Annotated in this window: 15 protein-coding genes; 14 read left to right on the top strand and 1 reads right to left on the bottom strand. The window is 33.3% G+C overall.

The window, feature by feature from the left end:
• Nucleotides 1-148 precede the first annotated feature (148 nt).
• The 14 genes from BMZ74_RS03860 to BMZ74_RS03795 all read left to right on the top strand — a co-directional run bounded on the left by BMZ74_RS03860 (nt 149) and on the right by BMZ74_RS03795 (nt 13,965).
• The gene (locus BMZ74_RS03860; protein ID WP_089859981.1) at nt 149-1,372 is read left to right on the top strand and encodes a fucose isomerase; all 1,224 of its coding nucleotides are present in this window, start codon (nt 149-151) and stop codon (nt 1,370-1,372) included.
• Between the two features lie 30 nt (nt 1,373-1,402).
• Entirely contained in the window at nt 1,403-2,152 is a 750-nt protein-coding gene (locus tag BMZ74_RS03855; RefSeq protein WP_089859978.1) for an ABC transporter ATP-binding protein, read from the top strand.
• Nucleotides 2,152-3,090 (top strand): SufD family Fe-S cluster assembly protein, encoded by a 939-nt coding sequence (locus tag BMZ74_RS03850; protein ID WP_089859975.1) that lies wholly within the window; start codon nt 2,152-2,154, stop codon nt 3,088-3,090. The genes BMZ74_RS03855 and BMZ74_RS03850 overlap by 1 nt, the downstream gene beginning before the upstream one ends.
• A gap of 30 nt (nt 3,091-3,120) precedes the next feature.
• Nucleotides 3,121-4,068, top strand: coding sequence for an ABC transporter substrate-binding protein (locus BMZ74_RS03845; protein WP_245750804.1), 948 nt, complete (start codon nt 3,121-3,123; stop codon nt 4,066-4,068).
• Nucleotides 4,049-4,801: an ABC transporter permease gene (locus BMZ74_RS03840; protein WP_089859972.1), complete on the top strand. Its 753-nt coding sequence runs from the start codon at nt 4,049-4,051 to the stop codon at nt 4,799-4,801. Before BMZ74_RS03845 ends, BMZ74_RS03840 begins: the two co-directional genes overlap by 20 nt.
• Nucleotides 4,794-5,570, top strand: a complete 777-nt coding sequence (locus tag BMZ74_RS03835; protein WP_089859969.1) for an ABC transporter ATP-binding protein — start codon at nt 4,794-4,796, stop codon at nt 5,568-5,570. Before BMZ74_RS03840 ends, BMZ74_RS03835 begins: the two co-directional genes overlap by 8 nt.
• Before the next feature lie 21 nt (nt 5,571-5,591).
• Nucleotides 5,592-6,791, top strand: coding sequence for an SAM-dependent methyltransferase (locus tag BMZ74_RS03830; RefSeq protein ID WP_089859966.1), 1,200 nt, complete (start codon nt 5,592-5,594; stop codon nt 6,789-6,791).
• A 33-nt stretch (nt 6,792-6,824) separates the two neighbouring features.
• Entirely contained in the window at nt 6,825-8,228 is a 1,404-nt protein-coding gene (gene lpdA, locus BMZ74_RS03825) for a dihydrolipoyl dehydrogenase (RefSeq protein WP_089859964.1), read from the top strand.
• Nucleotides 8,229-8,302: 74 nt separating this feature from the next.
• Entirely contained in the window at nt 8,303-9,076 is a 774-nt protein-coding gene (locus BMZ74_RS03820; protein WP_089859961.1) for an IclR family transcriptional regulator, read from the top strand.
• A gap of 170 nt (nt 9,077-9,246) precedes the next feature.
• Nucleotides 9,247-9,891 carry a bifunctional 4-hydroxy-2-oxoglutarate aldolase/2-dehydro-3-deoxy-phosphogluconate aldolase gene (locus BMZ74_RS03815; RefSeq protein ID WP_089859956.1) on the top strand — a complete coding sequence of 215 codons (645 nt, stop codon included), beginning with the start codon at nt 9,247-9,249 and terminating at the stop codon, nt 9,889-9,891.
• A gap of 11 nt (nt 9,892-9,902) precedes the next feature.
• Nucleotides 9,903-10,901 carry a 2-dehydro-3-deoxygalactonokinase gene (locus BMZ74_RS03810; RefSeq protein ID WP_089859953.1) on the top strand — a complete coding sequence of 333 codons (999 nt, stop codon included), beginning with the start codon at nt 9,903-9,905 and terminating at the stop codon, nt 10,899-10,901.
• A 37-nt stretch (nt 10,902-10,938) separates the two neighbouring features.
• A complete protein-coding gene (locus BMZ74_RS03805) occupies nt 10,939-11,931 on the top strand; it encodes a tripartite tricarboxylate transporter substrate binding protein (RefSeq protein ID WP_218142044.1) in 993 nt (330 codons plus the stop codon).
• A gap of 71 nt (nt 11,932-12,002) precedes the next feature.
• Entirely contained in the window at nt 12,003-12,446 is a 444-nt protein-coding gene (locus tag BMZ74_RS03800; RefSeq protein ID WP_089859949.1) for a tripartite tricarboxylate transporter TctB family protein, read from the top strand.
• Nucleotides 12,447-12,486: 40 nt separating this feature from the next.
• Complete coding sequence (locus tag BMZ74_RS03795) at nt 12,487-13,965, top strand: tripartite tricarboxylate transporter permease (RefSeq protein WP_089860145.1); 1,479 nt, start codon at nt 12,487-12,489, stop codon at nt 13,963-13,965.
• A gap of 63 nt (nt 13,966-14,028) precedes the next feature.
• Here the strand turns inward: BMZ74_RS03795 and BMZ74_RS14610 are convergent.
• Nucleotides 14,029-14,311 (bottom strand): hypothetical protein (locus BMZ74_RS14610; RefSeq protein ID WP_218142043.1); only part of this gene is annotated, 283 nt, incomplete at its 5' end.

Here is a 14,311-nt window from a genome sequence, read left to right as displayed (position 1 = left end):
ATATATTTTAAGTTGACAAATTAAATTATAAATAGCTTAAATTATTTGTTAAATAATTTTTTTAATTAAAAAATAAATCGAAAAATAACCTGATAATTTAGCTAATTAGAAGTTCTTAAGAAATAATATTTTTAAGTGGAGGTAAAAAATGAAAATTGCGTTAGTATCAATTAAATCAGCTGTTCATTCTGAAGCCAGGCTCAACCAAACTCTGGCTGCTAAATATCAGCAGCTTGAGGATGAGTTTGAGGTGGAAGAGGTAACAGTAGCTGAACTGCCAGAATATAATTTCAGTCAAGTTGACCTGACTATTAATTTTATTAAGTCAGGTGGTTCTGAACAAATATTAGCTGATAATTTAGCCTATTTACCTAGTCCAGTTTATTTGCTGGCTACAGAACTGCATAATTCACTGCCAGCTGCTTTAGAGATTTTAAGCTTTTTAAATAGTGAAGGTGTTCCAGCTAAAATTTTACATGGCTCAATGCCAAAGGTAATAAAAGAAATTAAACAATTAGCCGAGTATAAAAGAGCTAGAGAAAAAATAGCTAATGATCGAATTGGAATAATTGGTCAGCCATCTGATTGGTTAATTGGTAGTCAGGTTGATTATGAACATGCAACCCATCATTGGGGGACAGAATTTATAGAAATCGAACTGACGGAAGTTTATCAAGCTTTAGAAAAAGTTGAGCTAAATAAGGCTGAGCAAATTGCAGTCAATTTTAAAGAGCAGGCAGTTAAACAGCTGGATAGCAGTTCTGAGGATTTAATTGCTGCAGCTAAAATTTATTTAGCTTTGAAAATAGTAATTAAAAATAATCAGCTAACTGCTCTGACAGTTCGCTGTTTTGATTTAGTAGAAAAAATAAAGACTACTGGCTGCCTTGCCTTATCATTACTTAATAATGAAGGGATTATGGCAGGTTGTGAAGGAGATGTTCCAGCTCTATTTTCTATGCTTTTTGCTTATCATTTAACTGGTGAGTTATCTTTTATGGCTAATCCAGCCGCAATTGATAGTGAAAAAGCAGAAATTTTATTTGCTCATTGTACAATTGCTACAGATTTAAGCCAGGAATATATAATTAGAGATCATTTTGAAACTGGTCTGGGAATTGGAATTCAGGGTATTTTAGCTGAAGGACCAGTTACAGTTTTTAAAATTGGTGGAGCTGGTCTGGAGCAGTATTTTGTAGCTGAAGGAATGATTTTAGCTAATCAAGATTCTGCTAATGCTTGTCGTACTCAGTTAAAAGTATCTTTACCACAAAGTGAAGAATATTTTTTAAATGAGGCAATTGGGAATCATCATCTAATTATTCCGGGCCATCATGCTGCTAAAATAAATGAATTTTTAGGACAGGAATAAATTATATTAAGTTAAATTGGGGGATTTTTTATGTCAAAACTACTGGAAATTAAGGATCTACATCTTAAGATAAATGAAGCAGAAATTTTAAGGGGAATGGAATTTTCTCTGGCCAAAGGGGAAGTTTTTGCTTTAATAGGTCCGAATGGCTGTGGCAAATCTACTTTTGCCTATACTTTAATGGGACTTAATAATTATCAACCTCAATCAGGTGAGATGATCTTTAAAGGTGAAAAAATTAATGATTTAAAGATTAATCAAAGAGCTCAGCGGGGAATTACTCTGGCCTGGCAGGAACCAGCGCGTTATCAGGGGGTTACTGTAAGAGAATTTTTATCATTGGGACTTAAAAGCAGGGATAAAGAAGTTACAGAAAATAAACTCAGAGAAGCACTGGATCAGGTTGCAATTAATCCAGCTCAGTATTTAGATCGTTTTGTTGACCGCAGTTTAAGCGGAGGCGAAAGGAAACGTATTGAACTGGCTTCTTTAATCTTGATGGAACCAGAATGCATTATTTTAGATGAACCTGATTCTGGAGTTGATATTGTAGCTCTAAATAATATTGCTAATGTAATTAACTATTTCAAAAAATCAGGTAGTGGAATTTTATTGATCACTCATTCAGAAGAAATGTTAGAATATGCTGATCGGGCTGCACTTGTTTGTGCTGGTGAAATAATTAGAGAAGGTGCGCCATCTGCAATTAGCGATTATTTTAAATCATTTTGTTTTCCCTGTGCTAAAGCAGAAGATTGCGAAAAGGAGGCAGCCAGCTAATGAATGATTATCAAATGATGGTAGATGCTTATAAGTCAGCTGGAGGAGAAGATATTTTTGCTGATAGTGAAGTTGCTCATCTGGTTTTAGAAAGAGATCAGGTATTAGGTAAACATGGTGTAGAGGGTCTGAAAGTAGAGGCAGACAAAATTAGTCCTGGAGCTGTAAAGGTTAAAATTACTGTAAAAGCAGGTTATAAAATTAAAAATCCAGTCCATATGTGTTTTGGAGTTTTACCTAAAGAAGGGCGTCAGCAGATAGACATGGTAGTTAAAATAGAAAAAAATGCTGCTGTAGAAGTAAGAGCAGATTGTGTTTTCCCAAATGCTGTTCAGGTTCAACATATTATGGATGCAGTAATTGAAATAGAAGAAGGGGGCAGCTATATTTATAAAGAACATCATTTTCATGGTGATCATGGTGGAGTTGAAGTGATTGCTAAATCTGATATTAATCTAGCTGCCCGGGGCCAGCTGGTAACTAAATTTGATCTACTTAAAGGTAGAGTAGGTAAGATTGATTTTGATTATGAAGCAGTTATTGCAGAAGCTGCTACTGTAGAAATGCTAGCTAGAATCAGTGCCCAGGCAGATGATCAGGTTAAAATTAGAGAAGCTGCTCATCTTCAGGGCAAAGATGCAAGAGGAATATTAGATTCTAAAATTGCTCTAAAAGAAAATGCAAGAGCAGATATTTATAATGAGTTAACAGCAGACGCTGCTGGGGCAATGGGGCATGTTGACTGTACAGAAATCATTAAAGATCAGGCAATTGCTAGAGCAGTTCCAATTGTTGATGTGCGTCATCCAGAAGCAAAGATAACTCACGAAGCTGCTATTGGAAGTGTTGATAGTACACAGCTGCAAACTCTGATGGCCCGGGGGCTTGATGAAGAAGCTGCTGCTGATGTAATTATTCAAGGTTTATTAAATGATTAGTAAATTTTAAATTAAAGGAGGAAAAAAAGTTTGAAACTAGCACGCAAAATAATAATTATTACTTTGATTTTTTTAATTGGATTTAGTTTTGGGCAAACTGCTGCTGCACTTGATGTTAAAATACAAACTCCTTCTATTCCGGCAGCACTGCCTTTTTTATGGATGCAGCAGGAGAACAATTTACCAGCTGCTTTGAATTTAGATGTTCAGCTTTCGTCTGAGCATCAACGAGGTATATCACTGCTGGCCCAAAATGAAATTAATTTTTTAATTACTGGTAGTAATGTAGGCGCTAATGCTTATAATCGAGGAGTTAAGCTTAAATTATTAAATGTTAACACCTGGGGGATTGATTACTTACTTAGTAATGGCCTTGAGATAAATACCTGGCAGGATTTAGAAGGTAAGTCGCTTGCTTTACCTTTAAAAGGTGGTCCATTAGACTTTTTGGCTCGTTATCTATTAAAAAATAATGGAGCTGATCTGACAAAAGTTAATTTTGTTTATCGGGCTCTGCCTGGCAGTGCTAAATTGTTTATGGCTGGTAAATTAGATGCTATATTTTTGCCGGAACCTTTAGTTACTGTTAGTCTGGCTAAAAATAAACAGGCGAAGCTGGTTATGGATATCCAGCAAGAATGGGCCAGGCTAAATAATGATGAGCGGATTCCTTTTGTTGCACTTTTTGTTAATAGTGATTTTGCAGCAGAAAATCCACAATTTACTGCAATTATTAATAGTTATTATAAAAAAGGAATTATCTGGGTTAATCAGCATCCAGATGCAGCAGCAAAGCTGGCTGCAGAGAACTTTTCTCTACCGGAGTCTATTTTAAAAAAATCTCTCACTAGAGTTAATTTAAATATTTATCCTGCCGCTGAAAGTAAAAATTTAACTGATTTTTATTTCTCCAAAATGTTAAACTTTAATCCTGAGTTATTGGGTGGCAGTTTACCGGATGAAGAATTTTATTATTAAGCCTTTCTGGCTGTTGTTAGCTTTTTTAATATTTATTTGGATTAAAGCAGCCAGCAGGGTAAATAGTCTTGTTCTTCCTTCAGTTCAGGAAGTAGCTCAGGCTTTAAAGCAGCTAGCCAGCTCTGGAGTTTTATGGCAGAGCTTTTTAATTACTATTGAGAGGACATTAGCTGCATATTTATTAGCTGTTCTTTTTGGCATTATACTTGCCTTATTACTTTATAGATTCAAATTACTAGAGCAAACTTTGCGGCCCTTTTTAACAATCATTCAGGCTACTCCACCAGTTGTCTGGGCCTCGCTGGCAGTAGTCTGGTTTGGTGTAGCTGATAATTTGACTCCAATTTTTTTGATTTTTATAGTTTCCTTGCCAGTTATTTTTGTAAATCTATATCAGGGATTAACAGATATTGATGAAGAATTGGTGGAGATGGCCCGGGCCTATTCAACTCCAGAAATTAGAATAATTAAAGCTATTTATTTACCATCATTATTGCCAGCTCTTGTATCTGCTTTAAGTATAGCCTTTGCTTTTGCCTGGAAGGCCTCCGTTTTTGCTGAATTTATTGCTTCTTCTAGCGGAATTGGTTATCAGCTAAGTCTTGCTAATTCAATGCTGGCTACAGATCGTTTATTTGCCTGGACAATTATTTTGATTTTATTTATGCTTTTTGTTGAATATTATTTATTAGAAAAACTTAAAGCTAGAGTTGGCAGGTGGAAAAATGTTTAAAGATCAAATTTCTAAACCAATAATTGAATTAAGGAGTATTTCAAAAAGTTATGGCAAACTAGCTGTTTTAAAAGAAGTTGATCTTAAGATTTATCAGAGAGAAGTAACTTGTCTGTTGGGACATTCTGGTAGTGGAAAAACAACTTTAATGAGGATTGCTTCTAGCTTAGCAAGACCTGATTTTGGCCAGGTCATTAAAAATGGTGACCCCCGTTTTGCTTATGTTTTTCAATCACCAAGACTTCTGCCCTGGCAGACTGCAGAAGAAAATTTGCTTTTTGTACAAAAAAATTATGGTTTGAGCAAAGAAAAGAAGTTAAGAGATTTACTTTTTGAAATAGCTGATTTAGCAGGATTTAGAAAAGCTTTTCCTGCCCAATTATCAGGAGGGATGCAGCAAAGACTGGAATTGATTAGAGCTTTTGCAGTTAAACCAGATCTTGTTTTTTTAGATGAGCCCTTTAAATCACTTGATTTACAAACTAAATTTAATTTGCGACAGCTATTAGATGTTATTCAGCAGCAGAGTAAGACCACTCTCTTTTTAATTACTCACGACCCAGAAGCTGCCCTTTTGCTGGCAGATAGAATTTATTTTTTAGCTAAAGAGCAGGGTATTACTAAAGAAATAGTTATTAACATACCACGTTCTAGCCGCAAAATATCTAGTCCCCAAATTTCTACTTACTTAGAAGAGATAATCGATGAATTTACAGACCTTGTTGACCAAACAAATTATCAATTAGATAATTTAAAAGAATTGTTTTAAGTTCAATTAAGGAGGTAAAAAATGTTAACTAAGAAGATTTTAAATGCAATTTTTAAAAGGGTAAAAGGTGAGAAATTTGCAGTCGAGTATTGGGATGGAGAGGAGCAGACTTTTAATAAAGACTTGTCAGATGAGGTAGCTTTTAAGTTAACTTTTAAGGAAAAGCTTGATCTTAATGAGATTAGAAAAAGTCCTCAGCTAAAAATGGCTGAAGCATATATGGATGGCCAAATAGAATTTGCGGGATCTTTGCCTAGTTTAATTGAAACAGCAGGTAATAATATGTTGGCTTTGAAAGAAGAAATTGGTAAGTATAAAATAGCTAAAATTTTACCATTCCAAAAATCATCATCACCTGCTGAAGAAGAAGCAGGAGTTCGTAAACACTATGATATTGGTAATGACTTTTTTAAACTGTGGCAGGATGAAACAATGACTTATTCTTGTGCTTATTTTAAAACCAAGCAGGATACTTTAAAACAGGCACAGCTGCAAAAGATTGATCATGTATTAAAAAAATTGAATTTACAGCCAGGTGAAAAACTACTTGACATTGGCTGTGGCTGGGGAGCACTGGCAATTAGAGCAGCAGAGCAGTATGGAGTAGAAGTAATGGGAGTTACTTTGAGCAAGGAGCAGGAGATCGAAGCTAAAAAAAGAGTAGCTGCTAGAGACTTGAAAGCAAAAATTGAAATTAGAAGGCAGGATTATCGAGAATTGGCCCGGGAAGATCTTAAATTTGACAAGATTGTTAGTGTAGGTATGTTCGAACATGTTGGCAAAGAAAATATTCCTGAATATTTTGCGAATGTTAATCTGTTATTAAAGCAGGGTGGTTTGTCTTTAGTTCATTCGATAACTCACTTAAAAGAACAGCCTGCCCATCCCTGGCTGCAAAAGTATATTTTCCCCTGGGGTTATATTCCTTCTTTACGAGAAATAGTCTGGGAATTACCTGAACATTCCTTTCATCTTTTAGATGCAGAAGACATAGGATATCATTATTCATTAACTGCTGAAAAATGGCTTGCGAATTTTGAGGAAGTAACTGATCAGGTTAGAGAAAAATTTGATGAGCACTTTGTCAGGATGTGGCGGACATTTTTAATGGGAGTAGTGTTTACTTTTCGTTATGCAGAAACATCTGTTCATCAAGTATTATTTTCAAAAGGTAAAAATGTTGAATTTCCTTTAACCAGAGAGTACATCTATCGTGACTAAATTTATAAATGGATAATATAAAGGGGTTTATAAATGGAAGAAAAAAGCTATCAGCTTGCTATTATAGGTAGTGGACCTGGAGGCTATACAGCCGCTCTCCAGGCTGCTAAGCATGGCCTTAAAACAGTTTTAATTGAGAAAGATTCTCTAGGAGGTACTTGCCTAAATTGGGGCTGTATCCCAACAAAGGCCTATGTTCGGTCAGCTCAAGTTTTTACTGAGGCCCAGTCTGCTGCTGATTATGGAGTTAAAGTTAAAACAGCAGAGCTTGATTTCCCTGCTGTTCTAGCCCGCAAAGATAAAATTGTGCAAAGGTTAGTCAAAGGAATTGATTATTTACTCAAGAAAGCTGAAGTAGAGAGAATTAATGGTGAAGCCAGTTTTATTACAGCAGAAAAAATAAAAGTTAAAACTGCTGCAGAAACAGTTCAAATTAGAGCAGATAAAATTATTATTGCTACTGGTTCTCAGCCTGTTATTCCCAGCATATGTGGTTCAGATTTGCCTGGTATATTAAATAGTAAATCATTACTTAGCCTAACTAAATTACCAGATTCTTTGCTAATTATTGGTGGGGGAGTTATTGGGCTAGAATTTGCCTTCATTTTTAGCCAATTTGGAGTTGAAGTTACAGTTTTAGAGTATCTTGATCAGCTTCTGCCTGATTTTGATTCTGAGATAAGTACCGAGCTGAACAGAGCAGCCCGACGTAGAAAAATAAAAGTTAAAACTGGAGCTTTAGTTACTAAAATTGTTAAATCAGCTAGTGGTTATCAAATTAGTTATCAAGATAAAAAAGAGCGCGTTCAGACTAAACAGGCTGAACAAGTTTTGCTTGCTGTAGGACGAAAACCATATTTAGCTGGATTAGCTCCTGAGAAGGCAGGAATTGAGCTAACAAAATCTGGTGCAATTAAAGTAAACAATAAAATGGAAAGTAATATAAGTGGTATTTATGCAGTTGGAGATGTAACTGGCAAAAATATGTTGGCTCATGTTGCTGCAGAGCAGGCTTTAGTAGCTGTAGCTAATCTTAGCAACAATGATCAGCTAAAAACTATGAATTATCAGGCTGTTCCTGCAGCAGTATTTACTGAACCGGAAGTTGCTGCTGTCGGCTTAACTGAAAGCCAGGCCCAGGCCAGAAATATTGCTTATCAAGTTGGAACTTTTCCTTTTGCGGCCAGTGGTAAGGTAATGGCAATGGGATCACGCGAAGGTAAAATTAAGATTTTAGCTGAAGCAAGTACTGGCAAAATTATTGGTGCTTCTATAATTGGAATTGCAGCCAGTGATTTAATAGCTGAACTAACTCTGGCGGTTAAAGAAGGTTTAACTTTTCAGACTATCGCAGCAACAATTCATGCCCATCCAACTACTGCTGAAGTAATCCATGAAGCAGCTCTTGAACTTGGTTTAGGAGCTATTCATGCTTAAATATATAATAAATTAGTTATTAAAAAACTGATTTTATATTTTAACTAAAATGGCATATTGTGGAGGAATAATTTATGAAAGAAAATAAAAAATCAGTTCAATCAGTGGATAGAGCTTTAAAAATTATTGAAATAGTAAAAGATAGACCAAATGGAATAGGAGTTACAGAATTATCTGATATATTAAACGTTTCTAAAAGTACAGTTCATAGATTATTGATGTCATTATATAAAGCAGATTTTATTCAGCAGAATTCAGAAAACAAAAAATATTTTTTAGGATTAAGATTTATAGAATTGGGAGAGATTGTTTCTAGAAAATTGGACATTCAGGAGCTTGTGCATCCATTTTTACAGGAGCTTGGTGAAGTTACTGATGAAACAGCACATTTAGCTATCAAAAATAGAAATCAAATATTTTATATTGATAAAATAGAGAGTTCAAAAACAATAAGGATGTTCTCTAATATTGGAAAACGTGCTCCAATGTACTGTACAGGGATTGGAAAAGCTGTATTAGCTTTTCTGCCTGAAAATGAAATTAAGCAAGTATTAGCTGAAACAGAATTGATAAAATATACAGATAATACTTTAACAACTAAAGCAGAAATTTTACAGGAATTAGAGGAAATTAGGGATAGAGGTTATGCAATTGATAATGAAGAGCATGAGTTAAAAATAAAATGTGCTGCAGCTCCAATTCTAAATTATAAGAAAGAAGTAGTTGCTGGTATTAGTGTAGCCAGTCCGGTAATGCGATTAGATGAAGAAAAATTCAAAATAATAATTAATGAAGTTCTTAAAGCAAGTAAAAAAGCTTCTGAAAAGCTAGGATATGTCGCAGAATAACTACGTTTTGAGATAAACAAAATAAATACTTAATTTGTTAAGGTAATTCCCAATAAAATGGGAATTATCTTTTTTTTTTGAAAATTTACTTGACATATAGAAAAAAAGAAATTAAAATTAATATATAGAAAAGGAACGTAGTTCCGTAATAAGGAAAAGGAGGAAAGTTAATGGAGAATGTAGCTAAAAAAATCAAAAAAGAAAAAGTAATAGCAATAATTAGAACTAATTATCCTGAGAAAATAGATCAGATTATGGATAGTCTTTATCAGGGGGGGATTAAAATTGTTGAAGTTAGTTTAACTACTAATAATGCCTATAAACTAATTAAAGATATCAGAAAAAAATTCCCCAATATGAGTATAGGAGCAGGGACTGTTTTAGACAAAGATAGCGTAAAAAAAGCATCTCTTTGTGGAGCAAGTTTTTTATTATCACCAATTTTAAATAAAACTGCTCTTAAATATGCGATTGAGAACGATATAGTACTAATTCCGGGAGTATTTAGTCCGAGCGAAGCAATGGAAGCACATAATTTAGGCGCTGAAATAATAAAATTATTTCCTGCAAGGAATTTACATCCCAGCTATATTTCGGACTTAAAAGCACCTCTACCCAATTTAGAAATTATGGCGGTAGGAGGAATTTCATTAGAAAATGCTGCTGAATTTTTACAAAAAGGAAGCTGTTGTCTGGGCATAGGAAGTTCGCTTGTTGATGATAAACTAGTTAAAACAGAAAATTTTTTAGAAATAAAAAATCGCAGTAAAAAGTTTGTTGAATTAGCCAAAAAAGTAAATAATAAAAGCAATTAGAGGGGTAAACAATGAATATAATATTTATTGATTCTGGAACTACTAATTCGAGAATTAGATTGGGAAAATTAGAAGAACAGGTTATTTTAGATTCTATAAAAGTTAATATTGGGGTAAGAAACACTGCTATAGATGGTAACAACTATAAATTGATAACAGCTTTAAGAGAAGCTATTCTAAAAATTATAGCTAAAAATAATTTATCTAGTTCAGAAATAGATTATCTTATAGCCTCTGGTATGATAACTTCTAATTTAGGAATATATGAAGTCCCTCACATTAGTAGTCCAGCATCTGTTGAGGATTTTTCTCAAGCAGCAGTTATGAAAAAAATATCTGATTTTTTTGATATTAAGTGTATTTTAATTCCAGGTATGAAAAATTCAGTAAAAGCAAATAATGATATTGTTTCACAAATTAATAATTATGACATAATGAGAGGGGAAGAAGTAGAGGCAATTGGTTTATTAGATCAACTGCCAAGAAATGGTAAAGGGATATTGATTTTACCTGGTTCACACACAAAATATATTCTAGTTGATGAACAAAAAAGATTAACTAAGTGTTTTTCAACTTTAGGTGGAGAAGCACTGCTTGCAATTCAGAAAGAGTCAATATTGTCTAATTCTTTGTCACAAGAATTGATAACTAGTCTTGATCTAGAAAATTTGATTAAGGGCTATCAAGCAGCAGAAAAATATGGGGTGACACGAGGACTTTATCAGGTAAGGTTATTAGAAATTTTTAGTGATTTGAATAAAAATAAATTAGCAAACTATTATACAGGAGTTATAATGCATGAAGATATTAAATTTTTAGTGGAAAATATACTTAAAGAAAATGTCTTAGAGTGGATAATGATTGGAGGTGCTAATCCATTAAAAAAAGTGTTTTTTTGTTTATTAAAATATTTAAAGATTGATTTAAGTTTAATTGAGGCTAGTGATCGACAGGGCGAATATTCTACTGTTATTGGTTCTAGAATTATAGCAGCAAATTTAATAGAATAATATCTACATAATCTATTTAAAAAGGGGAGTAATTAGAGTGAAAAAATTTAAAGGTAAAATAGTTTTTTTATTAATCATAATTTTAACTATGTTTTTGGTAGCAGGATGTAATAGTGAAAAGGATAGTTCCGGTGATACCAGTAATTATCCTAATCAAAGCATTAAAATAATTGTTCCATCTTCTGCTGGCGGGGGAACTGACTCTACAACCAGATCTTTAGCAGCACAAGCTGAAAAAAAGCTTGGCCAATCAATTGGTATTTTAAACAAGCCTGGTGCAAGTGGTTCAGTTGGAATGACAGAAGGGGCTAATGCAAAACCAGATGGCTACACTTTGACCATGGTATTTGTTGAATTAACAATGTATAAACATTTAGGTTTGTCACCTTTAACACCAGATGAATTTAAACCAGTTGCTATGATTAATTTTGATCCCGCGGCTCTTACAGTACGATCAGATGCTCCTTATAATACATTAGAAGAATTTATTGATTATGCCAGAGAACATCCAGGAGAAATAAGTGTTGGTAATGCTGGAACTGGATCAATCTGGCATATAGCAGCAGTAAATCTTGCCCAGAGCGCAAATATTAAATTAAATCATGTTCCATATGATGGAGCTGCCCCTGCTGTAACTGCTCTTGTAGGAGGCCACATTGATGCAGTTACTGTAAGTCCAGCTGAAGTAAAAGCCCAATTAGATGCTGGCAACTTAAAAACATTAGCAGTTATGGCTGAGCAACGTTCTGCTCTAATCCCTGAAGTTCCTACTTTTAAAGAATCTGGAATAAAGGCTGAAAGTATAGGTACTTGGCGCGGTATAGTTGTGCCTAAAGCTACACCTGATAAGAAGGTTGCTATTTTAGAGGAAGCATTTTTGGCTGCAGCTAAAGAAAAAGAATTTCAAGATTTTATGAAAAATAATGGCTTAGGAATACAACTTAAAAATTCACAAGAATTTAAAAAGTTTATTACTAAAAATGAGGAATTTTTTGGTGAAATGATAGCTGAGCTCGGTTTAGGTCAATAAGTTTAATCGATATAAAATTAAATATTGGGATTGGTATTACCAATCCCAATCTACATATTAAGGAGGATAATATGAAAAAAGGAAATATTATTGCAAGTATTATTGTAATCATTACATCCTTATTTTTTTATTTTAATACTATGAATTTTAAAAAACTTGATAATCAAATCATTGGAGCTAGTTTTATGCCCAGATTCTATACTACACTTTTAGTTATACTTAGTATTATTTTAATAATTAAAAATTTAAGTGGTAGTGAAAATAAAGTTGAAAATTCTAAAAAATATTTTAGATATTCAATAATTACAATGTTATTTATACTAACTTATCTTATTATAATTCCAGTTGTTGGCTTTTATTCATCAACTATTTTATTAGTGTTTACTTTATTATATTTTGCTAAATTAAAAAATAAAGTTTTATTAGTTAGTATACCGATTGGAACAAGTATTTTTATTTTTTTATTTTTTCAATTAGCGTTAAATGTAATAATGCCAACCGGTTTAATTTTTTAATTAGGAGCTGATATAATTGAACTTATTAATTCAAGGCTTAATGAATATATTAGATTTGCAGGTTATTTTAGTTTTATTAATTGGGATTATCAGTGGAATAGCGATTGGATCATTGCCTGGACTTACTGCAACTATGGGAGTAGCTCTAGTATTACCAATAACTTTTGGCATGAATCCTATAACAGGTATTCTATTATTAATTGGAGTTTATTTTGGTTCAGTATATGGGGGATCATTAACTGCTATTTTAATAAATACTCCAGGAACACCAGCTTCAGCTGCTACTGCGATGGATGGCTATGAAATGTCAAAAAAAGGATTGGCTCATAAAGCATTAACTATTTCCACTTTGTCATCAACAATTGGAGGTATCTTAAGTGTTATTGTTTTGATTTTAGTAGCTCCTCAGCTGGCCAATTTTGCTTTGAAATTTAGTGCTCCTGAGAGTTTTGCACTGGCTGTTTTTGGAATCTCAATTATCTCAAGTATTGCTGGTAAATCGATGACTAAAGGACTTATGGCTGGTGTTTTAGGACTGCTGGTTGCTACTATAGGTATTGATCCAATGGGAGGTTTTCCTAGATTTACTTTTGGCAGTATAAATCTTGCCAGTGGTGTAAATTTAATTCCAGTAATGATTGGATTATTTGCTGCTTCGGAAGCTTTTAAATCAATGGAAGATATTTTTGCTAAGCAAAATTTGGCAATAAAAGTAGAAAAGGTACGTCTTAAGTGGTCAGAATTTAAAACACTAATAGTAACTATTATAAGATCAGCTGGTATTGGAACTTTTATTGGAATGATACCTGGGGCAGGAGGAGATATTACTTCTTTTATTGCTTATAATGAGGCAAAAAGATTTTCAAAAAATAAAGAAGAATTTGGTAAGGGAGCAATGAAGGGAGTTGCTGCTCCAGAAGCTGCCAATAATAGTGTTACTGGTGGAGCTATGATACCATTATTGACTTTAGGTATACCAGGTGATGCAGTAACAGCTGTTTTATTGGGAGCCTTAATGGTACAAGGCTTACAGCCTGGTCCACTTTTATTTACTAATAATGGCCCGATAGTTTATACTTTATTTATTGGCATGTTGTTGGCGAATTTATTTATTTTAATCATTGGTTTGTTAGGAATTAAATATTTTATTAAAATTTTGTCTGTTCCAAAAGCCATTTTATCACCGCTTATTTTGGTATTATGTGTAGTAGGTTCTTATGCATTAAATAACAATTATTTTGATGTAATGGTTATGTTCTTAGCAGGAGTAATTGGTTATTTTATGGTCAAATTAGAATTTCCAGTATCTCCAGTGATTTTAGGATTAATTCTTGGGCCAATAATGGAGAGTAATTTCAGAAGATCTTTATTAATGTCACAAGGCAATTTAGCTGTTTTTTATACACGACCAATAACATTAGTTTTATTAATTTTTGCGCTAGTAACTTTATTAGGACCAATAATATCTAAATTAATTAAAATTAGCAAAGGAAAGGAAATTATAAATGAAAATAATTAAGTAAGCGAATTTCATAAAAATAAGCCTTGATATAACAAAGATTTTAATGATATAAAAAGGGCTTCACCCCATCTTGTCGAATTTAATAGTAGCACCCATAAAATACGAAAGAAGGTGAAGCCCTATTAATAATATTCGACAAGAGTGTCTCTTTCCCTTTGAAGAATTACTTAATTTATCGGAAACAGACAAATTAATTTGTATTTTAGATCCTATCGATCTTAAACCTTTAGTTGAAAAGATAAAACCTAAGTCTAATAAAGGACCAACTGGATATAATCCAGAAGCTATTTTAAGAGCTTTTCTGGTCCAACAGATTGAAAAGATTCCCACCAGAGCAGACTTA

The sequence above is a fragment of the Halanaerobium salsuginis genome, assembly GCF_900114545.1.
GTDB lineage: Bacteria > Bacillota > Halanaerobiia > Halanaerobiales > Halanaerobiaceae > Halanaerobium > Halanaerobium salsuginis.
This window is presented reverse-complemented; position numbering and strand designations above follow the sequence as displayed.

Coding starts and splice junctions, on each gene's coding strand:
- BMZ74_RS03835 (WP_089859969.1), top strand. CDS start 4,794: ATGTTTAAAGATCAAATTTCTAAACCAATAATTGAATTAAGGAGTATT.
- BMZ74_RS03800 (WP_089859949.1), top strand. CDS start 12,003: ATGAAAAAAGGAAATATTATTGCAAGTATTATTGTAATCATTACATCC.
- BMZ74_RS03815 (WP_089859956.1), top strand. CDS start 9,247: ATGGAGAATGTAGCTAAAAAAATCAAAAAAGAAAAAGTAATAGCAATA.
- lpdA (WP_089859964.1), top strand. CDS start 6,825: ATGGAAGAAAAAAGCTATCAGCTTGCTATTATAGGTAGTGGACCTGGA.
- BMZ74_RS03855 (WP_089859978.1), top strand. CDS start 1,403: ATGTCAAAACTACTGGAAATTAAGGATCTACATCTTAAGATAAATGAA.
- BMZ74_RS03795 (WP_089860145.1), top strand. CDS start 12,487: ATGAATATATTAGATTTGCAGGTTATTTTAGTTTTATTAATTGGGATT.
- BMZ74_RS03820 (WP_089859961.1), top strand. CDS start 8,303: ATGAAAGAAAATAAAAAATCAGTTCAATCAGTGGATAGAGCTTTAAAA.
- BMZ74_RS03810 (WP_089859953.1), top strand. CDS start 9,903: ATGAATATAATATTTATTGATTCTGGAACTACTAATTCGAGAATTAGA.
- BMZ74_RS03830 (WP_089859966.1), top strand. CDS start 5,592: ATGTTAACTAAGAAGATTTTAAATGCAATTTTTAAAAGGGTAAAAGGT.
- BMZ74_RS03840 (WP_089859972.1), top strand. CDS start 4,049: ATGAAGAATTTTATTATTAAGCCTTTCTGGCTGTTGTTAGCTTTTTTA.
- BMZ74_RS03850 (WP_089859975.1), top strand. CDS start 2,152: ATGAATGATTATCAAATGATGGTAGATGCTTATAAGTCAGCTGGAGGA.
- BMZ74_RS03860 (WP_089859981.1), top strand. CDS start 149: ATGAAAATTGCGTTAGTATCAATTAAATCAGCTGTTCATTCTGAAGCC.